Genomic DNA, 17,479 nt, shown 5'->3' with positions numbered 1-17,479 from the left:
TAGTATGCCCGTACACTCGCGGAAAACGGACATCGATCCGGCCGAAAGTCGAGCGCGGCGCGACCACCGCACTCGCCTTGACAGCGCCCGCCGACGCTCCTAAGATCATTTGTGACGAATCTCCGCTTACGTTGGTGGAATGTCACGTAACGAAAAGGGAGCGTTCAGCGTGTCGACCGTCGCCCCTCTCCAAGAAGATCCGGAGCTCATCGCCCGCTTCAACGCCCGCATCGCCTCCGGCGATCAGATCGAGGCCGGGGAGTGGATGCCGCGGCAGTACTGTTTCGAGGCGCAGCGCCTGATTCAGATGCACGCCAACTCGGAGATCATGGGCGCGCTGCCGGAGCGCGAGTGGATACCTCGCGCTCCGACGCTCGCACGCAAGATGGCGCTCACCGCCAAGGTTCAGGACGAGGTGGGTCACGGCATGCTGCTGTACCGCGTCGCGGAAACGCTCGGGCGGCCGCGGGAGGAGATGTACGCGGAGCTCGTCGAGGGCAAGGCGCGGTTCCACAACGTCTTCCACTACCCGGCAGACACCTGGGCAGACGTGGCGATCATCCAGGTGTTCGTCGACGGGGCCGCGATGCAGACGCAGGGGGCGCTGCGCTCCTGCTCGTACGCACCGTACTCCCGCGTGCTGAAGCGGATCTGTTACGAGGAGGACTTCCACATCCAGCTGGGGCTGGACGTATGGCGCGTACTCGCCGAGGGCACTCCCGCGCAGCGCGCGATGCTGCAGGGCGCGCTCAACCGCTGGTGGACGCCGATCATGCACTTCTTCGGGATGCCGGACAAGGTGTCGCCGCACACCGAAACGATGCTGGCCTGGCGGCTCAAGGTGAAGTCCAACGAGGAGCTGCGGCAGCAGTTTCTGAGGCGGTTCATCCCGGTCATTCTCGAGTACGGGCTTCAAGTTCCCGACCCGGCGATGCGCTGGGTAGAACCCGAGCAGCGCTACGCGTACACGGAACCCGACTGGGAAGAACTGAAGCGTGTCGGCCGCAACGGAGGCCCGAAGAGCGCGGAGCGGCTGGCGCTGCGACAGTCGTTTTACCGCCAGCACGCATGGGTCCGCGAAGCGCTGGGCAAGTGGAGCTCCGCGGCCGCATGAGCGGTCCTCGGGCCCCGGCGCCGTCCAAACCGGCCGCATCGTGGGTGCGGACGCTGGGCGCGCCCGTGGACGTCTGGGCCGTCTTCATCCAGGCGCGCCGGCGGGATCCGCACGTGTACGCCGGCGACGTGCACGCGCCCGACGCCGAGATGGCGCTGCTGCTGGCCAAGGAGAACTACGCGCGGCGCGACCCCTGCGTCAGCCTGTGGGTCGTGCCGGCACGCGACATCCGCGCGACCGCGGAGGACGCCGCGGAGATGTTCGCGCCCGTCACGGACAAGAGCTACCGCTTCGGCGGGTCCTACCGGCAGCTGCAGCGGGCGTACCGGGGCGGATACCACATCGCGCCCACCGAGGACGAGCGGTAGCCGTGCCGGCACAGCTGGCGGCGATCACCGACCCGGCGGTCCGCGCGGCGTTCCGCGAGTGGCTGCTGCGGGTGGCGGACGACGAATTGGCCATCGGCCACCGCCACTCGGAGTGGACCGGTGTCGGCCCCGACATCGAGAGCGATGTCGCAATGAGCAGCATCGCCCAGGAAGAGATGGGCCACGCGCGGCTGTTCTACGAGCAGATCGCCGGCGACGAAGCCGGCGGCGCGGACCGGCTGGCGTTCGGACGCGCGCCGGCAGATTATCGCAACGCGGTCTTACTCGAGCAGCCGAACGGCGGATGGGAGTTCACGATCGTCCGCTTGGTCCTGTACGAAGCGTTCGAACAACAGCGCCTCGGCCTCCTGGCGAGGTCGGGGCAGGAGCCCGTCGCGGGACTCGCCGCGACGCTCGGGCGGGAGGAACGCTACCACGCGCTGTTCGCCGCAACGTGGCTTGAGCGGCTGGCGTGGGCGCCGGCTCCCCCTTCGGGGACCAGTCGGCGGGATGCGCCGGCATCGCCGGACGCGGTGTCGACGGAGGCACGGGCGCGCGTGCAGGCGGCGCTCGACTCGGCGTGGACGTTTGCGCTGGGGTTCTTCGAAAGCACCGAGGTGGACGGCGTTCTGCTGAAGGCCGGATTACTGGAAGAGCCGCCGGCCCGGCAGCGTGAAACGTGGGAGGCGGCCGTCCGCGCCGTCTTCGAGCCGCTCGGCCTCACGATTCCGAAGGGGGCCGCGGCCGAGGGAGGCCGGCGCGGGATCCACACGTCGGCGCTGACCCGGATGCACGCGGAGATGACGGAAGTCTGGCGGTCGGATCCAGAGGCGCACTGGTGACTGCCGTCACGTCGCTCGAGGAGGCGGCCTGGGACGTCCTTGCGACCGTCGAGGACCCGGAGCTTCCGATCGCGATCACCGACCTGGGCCTCGTCCGGGACGTCCGCGTGGAGGCCGGCGCCCGTGTGAGCGTCCGCCTCGTCCCGACGTGGACCGCGTGCCCGGCGCTCGCCGTGATCCGCGGCCGCATCCGCGACGGGCTGCTCGCCATCCCGGGCGTCCGCGACGTCTCGGTGGAGTATACCTACGACGAACCGTGGACGCTCGAACGGATGACGGCCCGAGGCCGCGAGCGCCTCGCCGCACACGGACTGTCCGTCCCGTCCTGCCGCTTCGCGGAGCCGCCGGTCTGCCCGTATTGCGGATCGCACGACGTCGAGGTCGCGAGTTTGTTCGGTCCGACCCTGTGCCGATCCACCTACGTCTGCCGGCACTGCCGCAATCCGTTCGAGCGCTTCAAGCCGCCCGCCGAGCCCTAGATCCCTTCGATCACGGCTTTCAACACGGTCGCCGCGGCCACCATCCCGGCGACCGTCGCGTGTTCGCCCGCATTGTGCGCCTGCCCCGACGAGCCGGGACCAAGGTTGACGAAGTCGCGGGTGCGCTCGGCGAAGATCGATAGATCCTGCCGTCCCTGCGAGAACTGCAGCGGCGCCTCGCCCTGGAGGCGGTCCAGGGCGGCGATCGCCACGGCGAGCGTGCGGCCCTTGCGGTCCGCGAGCGTCGGCAGACAGAGTTTCTCGATCTCGAGCTCGTGCGCGGTGCCGTCGATCGAGCCGCGCAGCTCGCCTTCGAACGTCCCGTAGTCCTCGCCCGGGGCGAGCCGCCGGTCCACGGTCAGCCGGAGCCGATCCGGAATGATGTTGGTGGCGATGCCCGCCCGCGCGGCGACCACCGAAAGGGACGGGACGCTCTGCACCCCGGGCGCGACCTCCACGCCCTTGTGGCGGGACGCCGTCTCGGCGATGCGCCTGATGACGTCCACGCCGCGGTAGATCGCGTTGTCTGCGCGCCGCCAGTCCGACGAGTGGCCGCTTCGGCCGATCACGACGAGATGCCCGATCGCGCGGCCCTGACAGCCGACGCCGATCGACAGGCGCTTCTTCGTCTCGTCGTACGACGGCTCGGTCGTGATCGCGTAGTCCGGAGAGACGCGGCCGATCAGCCGGCGCACGCCGTTGCGCGGCGTGACGGCGCCGCCTTCCTCGTTGTTCGTGAACGCGAACCACGTTCGCACCTTGGGCCGCACATGCTGAGCAAGCCACATCATGCACGCGAGCCCCGCCTTCATGTCGGACGCGCCGAGCCCGATGATCCGGCCGTTCTCCACCCGCGGGGAGAAGGGGTCCTGGGTCCAGCCGTCCACCGGCGGGACCGTGTCCATATGCCCGTTCACAACCAGCAGCCGGTCGCCGGACCCGACTTCGGCCGTGACGTTGCCCTCCGCGTCGCGCTCCACGCCGACGCCCGCGCGCGCGAGCGAGTCGTGGATGTACTGCGAGATCGCCGCTTCTTCTCCGGTCACGCTGCGGATCGCCACCAGGTCGCAGACGGTCCGTTCGAGGTACGTCGCCATCTCCATGCGAATCGATTGCCCCCCTTCGTCACACCCGCGGATACACGACACGAAACCGGTCGTACGCCTCGATCAGCGGCGCGCCCGTTTCCGGGTCTCGAAAGGCGTATTCGTGGCGGCTCCGGCGCGACAGCAGCAGCGGGCGGCCGCCGGCGGTGACGTGCGCCGCGACCGGCATCTGCGCCTTTGGCTCGCCGGTGACGAGCGGGCTCGTCGTCAGGAAGTAGTCGACAACGAGGCGCTCGCGCATGAGCGACGCGAGCACCCGCGGCCCGCCCTCCGTCAGCACGAGACGCGCGCCGCGCGCGCCGAGCGCGCCGACCGCCGCGCGCGTCCGCGGGCGCCCGTCCGGTCCCGCTTCGACGCGCAGCACTTCCACGCCGCGCGCTTCGAGCCGCCGGACCTGCTCCGGGCTGGGCCGGTCGCCGGTGATGATCAGCCGGTCGAAGCGCGGGTCGGTGAAAAACTTCTTGGCCAGCACGTCGTCGCTCCACGCGACGCCCGTGGCGACGAGCGCGGCCAGCAGGCGAGCGGGGCGTCCCGCCGCGGTCCGGCGCGCCAGGTCCCCTTCGGGCACGAGCGCCGAGAGGTCCTCGGCGAGCATCGTGCCGGCGCCGGAGAGCAGCACATCCGCCGACGTCCGCAGGCGGCCCAGGACGAACCGGTCCACCGGCGTGCCGATCGGCGCCGCCTTGCCGTCGATCGTCGCCTCGCCGTTCTGGGTCATCACCATGTTGGCGATGATGGGCGGGAGGCCGTCCGGCCCCGGCGGCACCTCGATGCGCCCGTAGAATTCGTCCAGCGGCACGTCGCGCGGAAACGGCTCCGAGGCGTGCCAGACCAGCCTGACCGAAGAGGGCAGAGAGAGGGTGCGCTTCCAGCCGGCGCCGCTCACGTTCACAGCGAGATGGGTTCCCGAACGGCGCGCGTTTTCCCCACCCGCCGCCGTAGACTGCGGACGATATCATGAACGCAATGCGGCATTACTCTTGACGCATTACCCGGTTTGCATTACAATTGCGGATGGTGACGCCGCCTGTGGCAACCGTGACGCGAAAGGGACAAATTACTCTGCCGAAAGCGGCAAGGGACGCCCTGGCCCTGGGGCCTGGGGCACAAGTGGATTTCGAAGTTCGGAGCGGCGCGATAATTCTACGGAAGCGCGTCACCGGCACGGCCCTTGATCGGTGGCGCGGGTTTCTAAAGCGCGGCGGCAAGGCAGCGAGGACGGATGTCGTCATCGAAACCCTGCGGGGCAAATGACAGTCGCCGTCGATTCGAACGTCTTGTTTGATCTGCTCCTCGACGATCCGGAGCACGCAGACGCGTCCCGCACAGCATTGCTGTCGGCCGCGCGAAGCGGCCCTGTTGTCATCTGCCCGGTCGTGTACGCGGAACTCACGGCGCACTTCGCGCACGCCGGCGACCTCGATCGGTTTCTCGGCGACGCCGGAGTCCAAATGACCGGCTTCGAACCGGAATCGCTGGTAAGCGCCGGCGACGCCTGGAAGCGTTACCGGCGGCGCGCCAAGGAGCAGCCCCGGGACCGGTGCCCTCATTGCCGCCGCGCGATCGTCCCGCGGCGCCGTGTGATCACCGACTTCCTCATCGGGGGCCACGCGATGGTTCAGGCGAGCCGGCTGCTGACCCGCGACCGAGGATACTACCGGACCTATTTCCCAAGGCTGGCTGTGGTCGATCCTGAAACGCGAACAGCGGATTAAGTCCAACATGGACGCGGACGCCATCGAATTCTGGAAGACTCTCGAGGTGCTCGAGGCTCGGGCACACGACCTCCGCCGGCTGTCCCAGTACGAACCGCTGAAGAAGGCGCGCCCCGACTATCCGCGCACCGGCGTCGGGCGTTCTTACGACGACGAGGTGCGCGCCGTCTTCGCCGACCTCGGCCGGACGTTCCGGGAGGCCCGCCGGCTGTTGCCGGCCGTCCTGCCGGACGGCGCCGCGCCGCCCGGCTCCGCGTCCGACGACGCGCCGTCCGCGCTGGCAGACCGGCTGGCCGCGCTCGAGAAGGCGGCGTCCGCGCTCACGCGAGAGGCCTTCGAACCGCTGCCGCCGCTGCCGCCGCACGCGCCGCCGTACCTCGTCACGCTGCCCGGCCACGACATCCCCGGCAGCAAAGCGCTGATTCTCGGCAACGGCATCCTCGAGATCGTGGGCGCACTCCGCAACGCGCTCGTCGCCGCGGCAAACGCGGCGGCGCGGTCGACCGCGCCGCCGGAATAACCGTCCCCCGTCGCGTTGCTGGGGTAGCGATGCCGCCTACGTTAGCCTGCGACTTGACCGTGTTCACGCCGGAGCAGCGCGAACGGCTCCGCGGCCTCGTGCGTCAGGTCTTCGACGCGTGCCGGCAGGCCGACGAACTGCCCGACGGCTTCCGCCTTCGGTTCCCCTCGGGATCCGCGACCGCGCCCGGCGCCCCCGGCGATGCCGCCCTGGCGCTTGCCGTCACCGAATGGATCACGCTCGAGCGCCTCTGCTGCCCGTGCATCACCTTTGCGGTCGAGTTCGAAGCCGCGCGGGGACCGCTCACCGTCCGCATGACGGGGCCGGACGGCATCAAGCCGTTTTTGCTCGCGGAGTTCACGGGGCGAATCGCGGAAAAACTGCCGTAGCCCCCGTACCTTCTTGGGTGCAGTGGCGCGTTGGATCAGCCGGTATGCGTACCCGTTTGATTTCGAGCAGAAGTTTACCCCCCGGCCGACACCGCGACGTGCGGCTTGATCACATCCACCGGGTTGAACTTGCCGCCGAGAATCGGGGCGCTCCGCACCCCCAGCCACTGCTCGAGCACCGTGCTATAGACGCTGCGGAAGTCGACCTGGTACTTCAGGTCCCCCTGGTCGAGGTCGGTCAGGCTCGGGTGCACGCCGTGCACGCCGGGTTTGACCTGGCTGCCGACGAGCAGCATCGGCGCGGCCGTGCCGTGGTCGGTGCCGCCGGAGGCGTTCTCCGCGACGCGTCGCCCGAACTCCGAAAAGGTCATGAGCAGCACTTGATCTTGGATACCCTTCGTCTTGAGGTCGCCGAGGAACGCGCCGAGCGCCGCGCCCATCGACTCGAGCAGCCGGTCGTGGCGCCCCGTCTGCGTCACATGCGTGTCGAAGCCGCCGAGCCCCACGTAGTAGACCCGCGTCGGCGAGCCGGCGGCGATCAACTCGGCGACAATCCGCAACTTCTGCGCGAACGGGTCCCGAGGATAGCCCGAGCCCGCGTCCTGCGCGAGCCGGCCGGCCAGCTTGTTGAGGTCGGCGGCGGCCAGCATCGCGTTCATCTCGGTGTGCGTGAGGAAGTCCACCAGCGGCTCCTCGCCGGGCACCGGCTGAATGAGGCGGCGAAAGGCGTCGGCTTCCGCGGCGCCGCCGCCCTGGACCGGGTGAAAGCCGAACCGCGAGATATCGTCGACGGCAACGACCTTGGACGTTTCGCCCTGCATCGCCAGCGGCATCTCCGCGGACAGTGTCATGCCGGCGTTCGAGCCGCAGTCGGGACATTCGCTGTCGAAGAGGCGGCCCAGCCAGCCGGTCTTCGGGCCGGTGCCGGCGGGATCGGCCGTCTGCCAGATCTCCATCGACCGAAAGTGGCTGCGGTTGGGGTTCGGGTAGCCGACGCCCTGCACGACCGCGACCCGCCCGTCGTCGTAGGCGCTCTTGATCGCCGCGAGCGCCGGGTGCAGGCCTACCTCGTCGGTCAGCCGGAGGACCTTCTGCTGCGGCACCGCGAGCTTGGGCCGTGCCCGGTAGTACTCGTCGTGCACGAACGGCACCACCGTGTTCAGGCCGTCGTTGCCCCCGCCGAGCTGGATCACCACCAGCGTCGGCCAGTCGGGCCGGCCGGCCGCGGCCGCCGTGAGGGCCAGGTCCCACGGGTCGTTGAGGGCGAGCGCCGTCCGCGTGAGGAACATCGGCGCGGTCGCGCCGGCAGCCAGAATCGTGAGGCCCTTCGTGAGGAACTCGCGCCGCGTGTTCATGGTTCGCATGATTCGTTTCTCCCTTTCTTCCCAGTCGTCAGGCGACGAAATACTCCGGCAGGCTCATCACGAGATGGACGGCCGTCCGGGACGGCCGTCCGTCCGTCGCGAGCGCGAGCGTGCCGTGCCGGTGGGGCGCGAGCGGCCGCGCCAACAACCTGGCAACGGTCGCGTCGAGCGTCGGGAACGCCGCGTCGTCGACCGGCCCGAGACGGCCGGAGATGAGACCCGCGGCCAGGTCGGTGCGGGCGAAGACCGTTCCGGCGTTGATCCACGCGGTGCCGCCGTGCCAGCCCGCCACGTTCGGCGGGAAGAAGAGGCGCTGTCCCATCACGCCCGCCGCCTGGAAGACGCGCACCCAGTCGGGCGCGTTGATGCCCAGGTGGCGGACCGCGCCGACCGCGAACTCGACCGGCCCCTTCACCTGCGTCAGCATCACGTCCGGCTGGTAGAACGCCCGCGACCGGAAGAGAGTCTTCAGCATCGGCGCCAGATCGTAGGCCGAGGCGCGCAGCCGGCGCCCCATGGCGTCCACGAGCGGCGGGTTGGGAGTGGGGGAGACGAAGAACGCCGCCAGTTTGCCGGCGATCCACCGCGGCGTGGCGTCCTGCGCGAGGATGATGCGCAGGATGTCGGTGCCGTCCCACGGCCCGGCCTGCCCGAGAAACATCTTCGATCCGTCGTCGTGCATCATCGGCTTGAACGCGAAGACGCGCCGGTCGTCGCCGGTGCGAAAGTCGCGTAGCGTCCAGCCCGTCCATGCCCGCGCGGATTCCTTCACGTCGTCCTCGGCGTAGTGGCCGATCCCCATCGTAAACAGCTCCATGAGCTCGCGCGCCCAGTTCTCGTTGGGGTGGCCTCTCCGGTTCACGTCGTTGTTGAGGTACCGCAGCATCGCCGGGTCGCGGGCCACGCCGTCGAGCAGCCGCGCGAAGTTGCCGGCGGCGTGGCGTCGGAACAGCTGGTTCTGGTTGAACATCGCGATCGCGTCGTGCACGTCGCCGAACGAACTGGTGAAGTGACCGTGCCAGAAGAGCACGAGCTTCTCCTGAAGCGGAGCGGGGGACGTCGCCATCCGGTTGAGCCACCAGCCGGCCAGCGTCACGACCGCGCGCCCGTGCTGGCGGCCGGCCTCCCGGTAGAGGTCACGAAGCTCGGGGTGGGTCTTGAGGTTGATCGGCTGCCTGGTCGCGCGCAGCGTCTCCAGCGCCGACTCCAGCTGCCGCTCGGCGCCGCGCACGTCGTCGAAGACGGCGGGCGGCGACGGCTCCGGGGGAAACGCGAAGAGCGCGTCAACGGTGCGGTCGCATCCGGCGGCCACGGCGCGGTCCACCTCCTCGGGCAGCGGACCGAACCCCGCGCGGCGCAGGAGATGCGCCGCCTTGCGCGCGTCCCACGGATCGCCGGCCGAGGGGACAAACGGGTCGAGAACCCCGGGCATCGCTAAACCTCCCCCTTCAAAGGGCCCCGCGCCGCCATGGCGCCTGCGGCACGGCTGCCTTCTTAAGCGCGGGGAGCGCGGCCCGAGTTCCCCAGGAAGTCGGCGCGCACCCGCTCGAGCGCGTCGGGCGAAGCCAGCAGGTCGATCGCCGACATCACCATGACCTTGGCGTCGTTCAGCATTCCGGCGAGACCGATCTCCGCCTTGCCCGCCTCCAGCGCCTCGCGCGTATGCATCCCGACGCCCGGGGGACACGTCGGCAGCGTGTAACTGACAGTGGGCACGGCCTGGCTCAGGTTGCCGAGATCCGTCGAGGCGCCGACGAAGCGTTCTTTCATCTCGAATCCCAGCGCCGCCGCGTTGTCGCGCACGACGCCGCCCAGCGCCGGGTTGTAACGGAGGGAATCGAAAAAGACCCCGCGGGACATGTCGACGCGGGCGCCGGTCGCCTCGGCCGCCGCGCGGGCGCACGCTTCCACACGCTCCGCGAGATCGCCGACGTATTCGCCGTCCGCGGCGCGCACGCCGAACTCCGCGGCGGCCCGCTCCGGAATGATGTTGACCGCCTGCCCGCCGTCCCGGATGATCCCGTGGATGCGCGCGTCCGGCCGCGTCTGCTGCCTGAGCGCCCCGATGCTGTTGAACAACAGGATCACGGCGTCCAGGGCATTGATCCCGTTCCACGGGCCGGCCGCGGCGTGCGAAGGCTTTCCCGTGAACCCGACGCGGATGCCCTGCACGGCGAGGCAGCCCGTGGCCACCGACACGTCGGCCCCGGCGTGATACTGGAGGGCGACGTCGAGGCCCTCAAAGGCTCCGCGCTCGAGCATCAGAACCTTGCCGCCGCCGCCTTCTTCGGCCGGCGTGCCGTAGTAGGCGACCGTCCCCGGCAGCTCCGGCAGGACCGTCCGCAGTGCGGCGGCCGCGGCCATCATCCCCGCGGCCATGAGGTTGTGGCCGCAGGCGTGGCCGAGCCCCGAGAGCGCGTCGTACTCGGCGATGAGTCCCACCGTCGGGCCAGGCCCGCGGCCTTCGGCGCGGGCCACGATCGCCGTCTCGATGTCGGCCACCCCGCGCTCGACGCGGTAGCCGTGGCGCTCCAGCGCTTCGCTCACCCACGCCGCCGCCTGACGCTCCTCGAAGCCGACCTCGGGATGCGCGTGGATCCGCAGCGCGAGCTCGCGCGCCTCCGCGGCGACGGCGTCGAGCGCGGCGAGCGCGCGCGTCTTCAGCGACTTGGCGTCGACCTGACTCACGCTCATCGTGTCCCTCCGCTCCTAGCGCCCCGGCCGCCGGGACCCCGCGACGGCCCGAGGGGGCGGGGTCGGCCCGCGGGATACGCGGGCATCGCCGTAGCGTAGACGGCGCGCCGCCTGCCTGAGGCGCGCGTCGCTGACTTCGTAGTAGACCTGCGTCGTCACCGGGCTCTCGTGACCGAGCAACCGCTGGGCCTCCTCAATGCCGAGGCCGACGTTCGCCATCTGCTGCCCGGCGGTGTGGCGGAGGTGGTGGAAGGCGATGCCCTCCGGAATCGGCACGCGCGCCTTCGCGGCGTAGTGCTTGAAGATCTTCTCCACGCTGGCGTAGTGGAGGCGCCCGCGCCGCGGCTGAAAGGGCATCCGGAAGAACAGCGCGGTCGTCGGCACGGTCGGACGCACGGCGATCCAGCGGGCCAGCGCGGCCCGCGCGTCGGCGGTGAGCGGCAGCACCTGCTCCTTGCCGCCCTTGCGCCACACCACAATCGCAGCGCGCTCCGGATCCGCAAGCGAGAGGACGCGCTCGATGTCGAGACGGGTTACCTCGCTGACACGCAACCCCATGAGACCGAGTTCCGCCATGGCGCGGTCGCGCAGCACCTTCGGCTGATCGCCGTCAAACGCCGCCCGGAACCGCGCGACCTGCTCCTCCGTCCACCAGCGATGCACGCGCTTTGTCCGGCGCGGCGGCCGCAGATCGAGGGCGACGGAAAACGGCTGCCGCCGACGGCGCCGCAGCCATTCGTAGAACTGTCGCAGCGCGGTGATCTTCCGCGCACGGGTCGCCGTGGACAGCCCGGCCTCGGTCATCCGGCGGGTAAAGCGCAGCAGATCGTCGGGCCGCGCGCCGTCGAGGCCGCCCTCCACGTACGCGGCAAACTCGGCGACGTCCCGGACGTACGCGAGACGTGTGTTGACGGACCGCCCGGCCCCCTCGAGATCGGTCCACCATTCGAGGAGCAGGGGGTGCGTCGACGGAACCGGAGACTTGAGCCGGCGGCGTGCGGGCATCGATAACCTCCGGGCGCGCTGCTGCGACTATTGTGACGATGCCGTCCGGTGCGTACGGCGAGACCAAAGCGATCGACGGGGGGTTCGCAGGTCCGGCGGGCTTCTCCTGTCGAAGGCCCCGGCATGGCTGAAACCGCGCAATGCGCGTCCTGTAGTAAGCCGCACAAGCCGGGCGCCAAGGGCTGGTTCGCACGCGTCGAAGGGGACATCGCGAGCGGCCGCACGGAGGGCCCGCTGCGCCGCATCCTGCTGTGCCCGCAGGACTACGCTAAACTCTCCCCGGCCGCCCGCATGGCGTGGCATGAGTACACGGGTCGGACACAGGGCCCCACGCGGGAGAAACGGCCCGGACGTCTCGGCGAATCGGCGTAGCGTCCACGCCGGACGGCGCGGAAAAATGACGCGGGGCCCGGAAATTCCCGGGCCCCGCGTGCCCCATATCGATCGATGGATCAGCGCGTCGCAGCGAGAATGGAGTCCCTGAGAATTCCCGGGATCCGGTCGATCGTCTCCTCCGGCGTCATGAGGGGCGGCGCGAGGCAGATCGTGTCGCCGGCGGCGGGATCGGCCGAGCCCGCCCGGATGCGGGCGATCAGGCCGCGGGAGCGGGCTTCGCGCACGACTTTACCGCCGAGTCCGAGGGCGGGTTTCTTCGTCTTCTTGTCCTCCACCAGTTCGACCGCGCACATCAGGCCGAGGCCGCGCACGTCGCCGACCGGCGCGAGATCGCGCAGCGTCTCAAGTCCGGCCAGCAGCCGCCGCCCGATCACGCCGGCGCGCTCGGGCAACTTTTCGCGCTCCATGATCTCGACGTTCGCGAGGCCGACGGCGCAGCACACCGGGTGCCCGGAGTACGTCGCGGCATGCATGAACTTCTGGTCGGCGGGCGCCTCGAGCAGCGTGCCGTGCACCCGCTCGGAAAGGATGATACCGCCGAGCGGCAGGTACGCGCTGGTGACACCCTTCGCGAAAGACACGATGTCCGGCTCGACGTTCCAGTGGCCGAGCGCGAACCACCGGCCGGTGCGTCCGAACCCGGTGATTACCTCGTCGGCGATCAACAGGACGTCGTACTTGGTGCAGATAGCACGGACCTTCTGGAAATAGCCGGGCGGCGGGGCGATAACGCCGCCGGCGCCCTGGACCGGTTCCGCAATTAAAGCGGCCACCGTCTCCGGCCCCTCGCGGACGATCGCCTGCTCGAGCGCGTCGGCGGCCTCCGCCGCGACGTCCCCACCGGTCGGCCACCGGTAGGCGTACGGCGCGGGAATCTGCACGAAGTTCGGCACGAGGGGTCCGAACATTTTATGGAAAACCGGCATCCCGGTCGCGCTCATCGCGGCCATCGTCACACCGTGGTAGCCGTGCACGCGGGAAATGATCTTGACCTTGTCCGGCTTGCCCCGCACTTTCCAGTAGTAGCGGGCCGTCTTGAACGCCGACTCGTTGGATTCGGCGCCCGCGGTCGTGAAGTAGACGCCCGACGAGCTCGGGTAGGCCAGGTGCACGAGCCGTTCGGCCAGCCTGACGGACGGGATGTTGGCGGCGCCGACATAGCTCGAGTTGAAGGCGAGCTTCCGCATTTGTTCCGACGCCGCCTCGGCGAGCTCCGGCCGCCCGTGGCCGATGTTCACGTTCCAGAGGCTGGACAACCCGTCGATGTACTCGCGGCCCTCCGCGTCCTTGAGCATTGCACCGCGGCCTTCCACGATGAGCACGGCATTCTGGTGGTCGCTCGGGTGGTGCAGCGGATGGATCAGGTGGCGCTGATCCTGCGCGATCAGTTCCCGTGTGGTGGCCATGCACGCTCCCTCTGCCGGCACCCCACTCCTCCGGCCGGCTCACGGCGTCCTTCGCCGGCGACATTCCTTCTCTGCGGGCCAAACGGTCCCTGTGTGGCGCGCGAACGGCGCGCGACCTGCGGTGATAACCCGCGTGAGGAGGTCTCTCCGCGGGCGCCGGCCCCCAAGCGTTAGGCGTCCGCCGCGACGCACCAGCCCCGGTCGACATCGCCGAGCCCCTCGCAGCCGGCCTCGGTGACGACGACGCTGTCTTCGAGCTTGATGTGCCCGACGTCGGGGTCGCGAAATTCGGTTTCGATCGACACGACCATCCCGGTTTCGAGCGGCCGCCGCTCGCCCTCGGCGACGACGGGGGGCTCGTGGCTCACGATGCCGAGCCCGTGGGCGAGGAAGCGGCCGCGTTCCGCGCTCGGTCCGGTCCGAATCGCCTCCGTCCCGACCCGCCAGACCTCAGCGCAGGCGACGCCGGGTCCAACCGCCGCGCGCGCCCGGGACTGCGCCGCCTTGCAGATCTCGAACAACGCCGCGGCCGCCTGCGGCGGCGCGCCGACTGATCCCATGCGCGCGACATCCGCGACGTACTCGTCCAGCTCGGCGCCCACATCGAGGTGCATCGGCCGTCCACGTCCCCAGGGCTCGGACGACGGGGCGCGGAGCAGTCCGGGCCCGACGTTGATCAGCGAGTAGAGAAAGCCGGCGCCGCGTTCGCCGACACGGCGCTGGATCTTCGTCGAGATCTCCCGCGTCGTGTCGGTCGCCGTGCTCTCCCGAAAGACCCGACGGATGACCTCCGCCGTGAGGCGGTGGATCTCGCGGAGACGTTCCAGTTCGCGCGGCTGCTTGACGGCGCGCAGCTCGCCGAGGAGCGGGGCGGCGTTGACGAACGTCGCCTCGGGCAGTTCGCGGCGCAGCGCGTCGTAGGCGTCGGCGGGGAGGAAGGAGGATTCGATCGCGATGGTGGCCGCCGCGTGGCCGCCTGCGCGCAGCGCGCGGGCGGCCACGCACGCCGCGTCCTGCGACATACTGGGCCCCCGCGGCACCCAGTGCCGCTCGTCGATCCAGAACGGTCCGAAGGCGTCGATGTAGTCCTGCTCGTTGAGAATCTGGTCGCGCCGGCCGACGTAGAACGCGGACTGCGGACTCGCCGCGGGCACGGCGACGAACGAGAGATACTGGCCGCCGCCGAAGCGCGACGCGCGCGCGAAGAAGTGAAGATAGTAGCCGCCGGTGAGGTACCGGACGTTGTGCCGCGTGCTCGCCAGGACGACGTCCACCCCTTGCCCGCGCGCGACGCGCGCCAGCCGCTCGAGATCAAACGGCGCCGCAGGGATCATGCGTCGTCGTTCGAGCGGACCGCGGGCGGGTCCTCCGGCGGGACGCCGCCGCACCGGGGGATACGCCCGTCCTTCGTCACGCCCTGTTTGACCCCACAGTTTCCGGTGTTTAGGCTCCGAGCGGCCTGGGAAACTACCAAAACTAGGGGCCTCGTTTCACCATGGGCCGCGCCGGGCGACACATGCCGAGGGCAAGGCAAACACGAGGACGCGGCCACCACGATCGAATCCACGACGACTGGGGGGAGACGCACGTGGAGCGTAAGCGGCAGTCCACGGAAGTCTTGTCCGGGACGCGTGCTTCCGAGCGCCTGGAAGGCGCCAGGGCGACGGGCGCGCTGGACGCCAACATCATCATCGGCAACGCGCCCGATCCCGTATTCGTGTCCGACCTCGAAGGCCGCATTCTCCAGACGAACGACGCGGTCTCCCAGCTTCTCGGGTTCCGCCGCGACGAAGTGATCGAGCAGTCGCTCTCCCGGTTCATCTCCCCCGAGGAAACGCGCGAGTTCCTCGCGGCGTTGCGCGAGGTCGTCGAGCGGGGCGTGACGCGCAACGTCCGCCTCAACCCGAAGAGCGCGACCGGGGAGATCATTCCGACCGCGCTCAACGCCTCGGCCCTCCGCGACTCCGACGGGAAAGCCATCGGCGCGATCGGCATCCTCCGCGACATGCGCGAGATCGGCAAGGCGCGCGCCTACGCGGAAGCCCTGATCAAGAACGCCCCGGACCCGGTGTTCGTCTCCGACCTCGAAGGCAAGATCATCGAATCGAACGACGCCGTCTCCCAGCTTCTCGGGTTCCGCCGCGACGAGGTGATCGAGCAGTCGCTCTCCCGGTTCATCTCCCCCGAGGAAACGCGCGAGTTCCTCGCGGTGCTGCGCGAGGTCGTCGAGCGGGGCGTGATCCGCAACGTCCGCCTCAACCCGAAGAGCGCGACCGGCGAGGGCATTCCGACCGCGCTCAACGCCTCGGCCCTCCGCGACTCCGACGGCCAGGCCATCGGCGCGATCGGCATCCTCCGCGACATGCGCGAGCTCGACAAAGCCCGCGCCTACGCGGAAAGCCTGATCAAGAACGCCCCGGACCCGGTGTTCGTCTCCGACCTCGAAGGCAAAATCTTAGAGTCCAACGACGCGGTCTCCCAGCTCCTCGGGTTCCGCCGCGACGAAGTGATCGAGCAGTCGCTCTCCCGGTTCATCTCCCCCGAGGAAACGCGCGAGTTCCTCGCGGCGTTGCGCGAGGTCGTCGAGCGCGGCGTGATCCGCAACGTCCGCCTCAACCCGCGGTCCGCGACCGGCGAAGTCATCCCGACCACGCTCAACGCCTCGGCCCTCCGCGACTCCGACGGGAAAGCCATCGGCGCGATCGGCATCCTCCGCGACATGCGCGAGCTCGACAAAGCGCGCGCCTACGCGGAAGCCCTGATCAAGAACGCCCCGGACCCGGTGTTCGTCTCCGACCTCGAAGGCAAGATCCTCCACACCAACGACGCGGTGTCCGAAGTGCTCGGCTTCCGCCGCGACGAAGTGATCGAGCAGTCGCTCTCCCGGTTCATCTCGCCTCAAGAGACCCGGGAGTTCCTCGCCGCGGTGCGCGAGGTCGTCGAGCGCGGCGTGATCCGCAACGTCCGCCTCAACCCGCGGTCCGCGACCGGCGAAGTCATCCCGACCACGCTCAACGCCTCGGCCCTCCGCGACTCCGACGGGAAAGCCATCGGCGTGATCGGCATCCTCCGCGACATGCGCGCCTATGAGCGCGTCGTGCGCGACCTCGAGAAATCGAAGCTCGAGCTTCAAGAGAAGATCCTCGAGCTCGAGAAGTTCGAGGAGGTCGTCGTCGGGCGCGAGATCAAGATGATCGCGCTCGAAAAAGAGGTCGAGCGGTGGCAGAGCGAAGTGGAGCGCCTGCGGGGCGAGTCGCAACAGTAGACGTGCAGAGGCGCCCTGGGCTTCCGGAAACACCTGCGGGGGCGCCCGCCGCGGGCGCCCCCGTCGGCGGGAATAACGGGAAGCCCGCCCGGCAGGCGCCGGCGGTGTCCCCGGCGGAGCACGTCCGCCTGCTCGAGCGGATCGCCGACCTGGAAGGCCGGCTCCGCCAGCGCGACGAGCAGCGCCGGGCGATGCTGCATATCATGGCGGACCTGCACGACGTGAACCGCCGCCTCGGCGACCAGCGCAAGGCCATGCTGCACATTCTCGTCGACTACGAGCAGGACCGCCGGCGGCTCGGCCTGCAGACGGAGCGGCTCGACAACTCCCGCCGCGCGCTGCTGCACATCCTCCAGGACTCGCACCGGTCCAACCTCCGCCTCGGGCAGGCGCGGCGCGCGATGATCCACATCATGAGCGACCTGCACGAGATGACGCTCGAGATGCAGCGGCGCGAGCAGGACCTGCGCGACAAACAAGAACAGCTCGTCCAGGCCGGCAAGCTCGCCACGCTCGGTGAGCTTACGGCCGGGGTCGCGCACGAGCTGAACAACCCGCTCAACAACATCGGCCTGTTCATCGGCAATGTCATCGACCAGATCCGGATCGGCGGCGTCGAGCGCGACGTCGATCTGGAGCGCGTCGCGCGAGACCTCGACCGGGCGACCGCGCAGGTACGCAAGGCTACGGAGATCATTTCGCACCTCCGCACCTTTGGGCGGACGGCCCCGGTCAGCCGCGAGCCGATTTCGGTCAATGAGATCATGACGCACGCGCTGTCGCTGATGCAGGAACAGCTGCGCCTGCGCGACATCG

The 17,479-nt window shown here is 69.7% G+C and carries 19 protein-coding genes; 11 read left to right on the top strand and 8 right to left on the bottom strand.

All coding sequences use genetic code 11. The features are described from left to right. Positions 1 to 169 precede the first annotated feature (169 nt). From paaA to paaD, 4 genes are read left to right on the top strand one after another with little or no spacing between them, the layout of a single operon-like run. Positions 170 to 1,114 (top strand): 1,2-phenylacetyl-CoA epoxidase subunit PaaA, encoded by a 945-nt coding sequence (gene paaA, locus VFL28_08890; protein HET7264774.1) that lies wholly within the window; start codon positions 170 to 172, stop codon positions 1,112 to 1,114. Then, complete coding sequence (locus VFL28_08885) at positions 1,111 to 1,482, top strand: 1,2-phenylacetyl-CoA epoxidase subunit B (GenBank protein ID HET7264773.1); 372 nt, start codon at positions 1,111 to 1,113, stop codon at positions 1,480 to 1,482. Before paaA ends, VFL28_08885 begins: the two co-directional genes overlap by 4 nt. 2 nt (positions 1,483 to 1,484) lie before the next feature. After that, the gene (paaC, locus tag VFL28_08880) at positions 1,485 to 2,324 is read left to right on the top strand and encodes a 1,2-phenylacetyl-CoA epoxidase subunit PaaC (GenBank protein HET7264772.1); all 840 of its coding nucleotides are present in this window, start codon (positions 1,485 to 1,487) and stop codon (positions 2,322 to 2,324) included. Next, entirely contained in the window at positions 2,321 to 2,803 is a 483-nt protein-coding gene (gene paaD / locus VFL28_08875) for a 1,2-phenylacetyl-CoA epoxidase subunit PaaD (protein HET7264771.1), read from the top strand. Before paaC ends, paaD begins: the two co-directional genes overlap by 4 nt. On the opposite strand, the gene VFL28_08870 is transcribed toward paaD, so the two are convergent. Beyond that, complete coding sequence (locus VFL28_08870) at positions 2,800 to 3,906, bottom strand: M20/M25/M40 family metallo-hydrolase (GenBank protein ID HET7264770.1); 1,107 nt, start codon at positions 3,904 to 3,906, stop codon at positions 2,800 to 2,802. The genes paaD and VFL28_08870 overlap by 4 nt on opposite strands. 22 nt (positions 3,907 to 3,928) lie before the next feature. Continuing rightward, on the bottom strand, positions 3,929 to 4,801 hold the full coding sequence (locus tag VFL28_08865) for a dihydrofolate reductase family protein (protein ID HET7264769.1): 873 nt from the start codon (positions 4,799 to 4,801) through the stop codon (positions 3,929 to 3,931). 122 nt (positions 4,802 to 4,923) lie between these two features. Here VFL28_08865 and VFL28_08860 point away from each other — a divergent pair, with 122 nt between their 5' ends. From VFL28_08860 to VFL28_08845, 4 genes are read left to right on the top strand one after another with little or no spacing between them, the layout of a single operon-like run. After that, positions 4,924 to 5,163, top strand: coding sequence for an AbrB/MazE/SpoVT family DNA-binding domain-containing protein (locus VFL28_08860; GenBank protein ID HET7264768.1), 240 nt, complete (start codon positions 4,924 to 4,926; stop codon positions 5,161 to 5,163). After that, positions 5,160 to 5,624 carry a type II toxin-antitoxin system VapC family toxin gene (locus VFL28_08855; protein ID HET7264767.1) on the top strand — a complete coding sequence of 155 codons (465 nt, stop codon included), beginning with the start codon at positions 5,160 to 5,162 and terminating at the stop codon, positions 5,622 to 5,624. The genes VFL28_08860 and VFL28_08855 overlap by 4 nt, the downstream gene beginning before the upstream one ends. Before the next feature lie 7 nt (positions 5,625 to 5,631). Continuing rightward, positions 5,632 to 6,144 (top strand): hypothetical protein, encoded by a 513-nt coding sequence (locus VFL28_08850; GenBank protein ID HET7264766.1) that lies wholly within the window; start codon positions 5,632 to 5,634, stop codon positions 6,142 to 6,144. 29 nt (positions 6,145 to 6,173) lie between these two features. Beyond that, positions 6,174 to 6,533 carry a hypothetical protein gene (locus VFL28_08845; protein ID HET7264765.1) on the top strand — a complete coding sequence of 120 codons (360 nt, stop codon included), beginning with the start codon at positions 6,174 to 6,176 and terminating at the stop codon, positions 6,531 to 6,533. 74 nt (positions 6,534 to 6,607) lie between these two features. Here the strand turns inward: VFL28_08845 and VFL28_08840 are convergent, their stop codons facing one another. The 4 genes from VFL28_08840 to VFL28_08825 all read right to left on the bottom strand — a co-directional run bounded on the left by VFL28_08840 (position 6,608) and on the right by VFL28_08825 (position 11,596). Next, positions 6,608 to 7,897: a DUF1501 domain-containing protein gene (locus VFL28_08840; GenBank protein ID HET7264764.1), complete on the bottom strand. Its 1,290-nt coding sequence runs from the start codon at positions 7,895 to 7,897 to the stop codon at positions 6,608 to 6,610. A 28-nt stretch (positions 7,898 to 7,925) separates the two neighbouring features. Then, on the bottom strand, positions 7,926 to 9,329 hold the full coding sequence (locus tag VFL28_08835) for a DUF1800 domain-containing protein (protein HET7264763.1): 1,404 nt from the start codon (positions 9,327 to 9,329) through the stop codon (positions 7,926 to 7,928). A 62-nt stretch (positions 9,330 to 9,391) separates the two neighbouring features. Then, a complete protein-coding gene (locus VFL28_08830) occupies positions 9,392 to 10,591 on the bottom strand; it encodes a M20 family metallopeptidase (GenBank protein ID HET7264762.1) in 1,200 nt (399 codons plus the stop codon). 15 nt (positions 10,592 to 10,606) lie between these two features. Next, positions 10,607 to 11,596 carry a tyrosine-type recombinase/integrase gene (locus VFL28_08825; GenBank protein ID HET7264761.1) on the bottom strand — a complete coding sequence of 330 codons (990 nt, stop codon included), beginning with the start codon at positions 11,594 to 11,596 and terminating at the stop codon, positions 10,607 to 10,609. Positions 11,597 to 11,719: 123 nt separating this feature from the next. Here VFL28_08825 and VFL28_08820 point away from each other — a divergent pair, with 123 nt between their 5' ends. Then, positions 11,720 to 11,968: a hypothetical protein gene (locus tag VFL28_08820; protein HET7264760.1), complete on the top strand. Its 249-nt coding sequence runs from the start codon at positions 11,720 to 11,722 to the stop codon at positions 11,966 to 11,968. Positions 11,969 to 12,048: 80 nt separating this feature from the next. Here the strand turns inward: VFL28_08820 and VFL28_08815 are convergent, their stop codons facing one another. Both VFL28_08815 and VFL28_08810 read right to left on the bottom strand, forming a co-directional pair. After that, the gene (locus VFL28_08815; protein ID HET7264759.1) at positions 12,049 to 13,398 is read right to left on the bottom strand and encodes an aspartate aminotransferase family protein; all 1,350 of its coding nucleotides are present in this window, start codon (positions 13,396 to 13,398) and stop codon (positions 12,049 to 12,051) included. A gap of 170 nt (positions 13,399 to 13,568) precedes the next feature. Further along, complete coding sequence (locus tag VFL28_08810) at positions 13,569 to 14,732, bottom strand: Xaa-Pro peptidase family protein (GenBank protein HET7264758.1); 1,164 nt, start codon at positions 14,730 to 14,732, stop codon at positions 13,569 to 13,571. Positions 14,733 to 14,986: 254 nt separating this feature from the next. Between VFL28_08810 and VFL28_08805 the strand changes: the two genes are divergently transcribed. Then, entirely contained in the window at positions 14,987 to 16,663 is a 1,677-nt protein-coding gene (locus VFL28_08805; GenBank protein ID HET7264757.1) for a PAS domain-containing protein, read from the top strand. Between the two features lie 104 nt (positions 16,664 to 16,767). Further along, positions 16,768 to 17,479, top strand: a 712-nt coding sequence (locus VFL28_08800; GenBank protein HET7264756.1) for a histidine kinase dimerization/phospho-acceptor domain-containing protein, incomplete at its 3' end; no start/stop codon positions are given.

Source organism: bacterium (assembly GCA_035691305.1).
Taxonomy (GTDB): domain Bacteria; phylum Sysuimicrobiota; class Sysuimicrobiia; order Sysuimicrobiales; family Segetimicrobiaceae; genus DASSJF01.
Note: the sequence above shows the minus strand (reverse complement) of the source record. Positions and strands in the feature narration are given on the sequence as shown.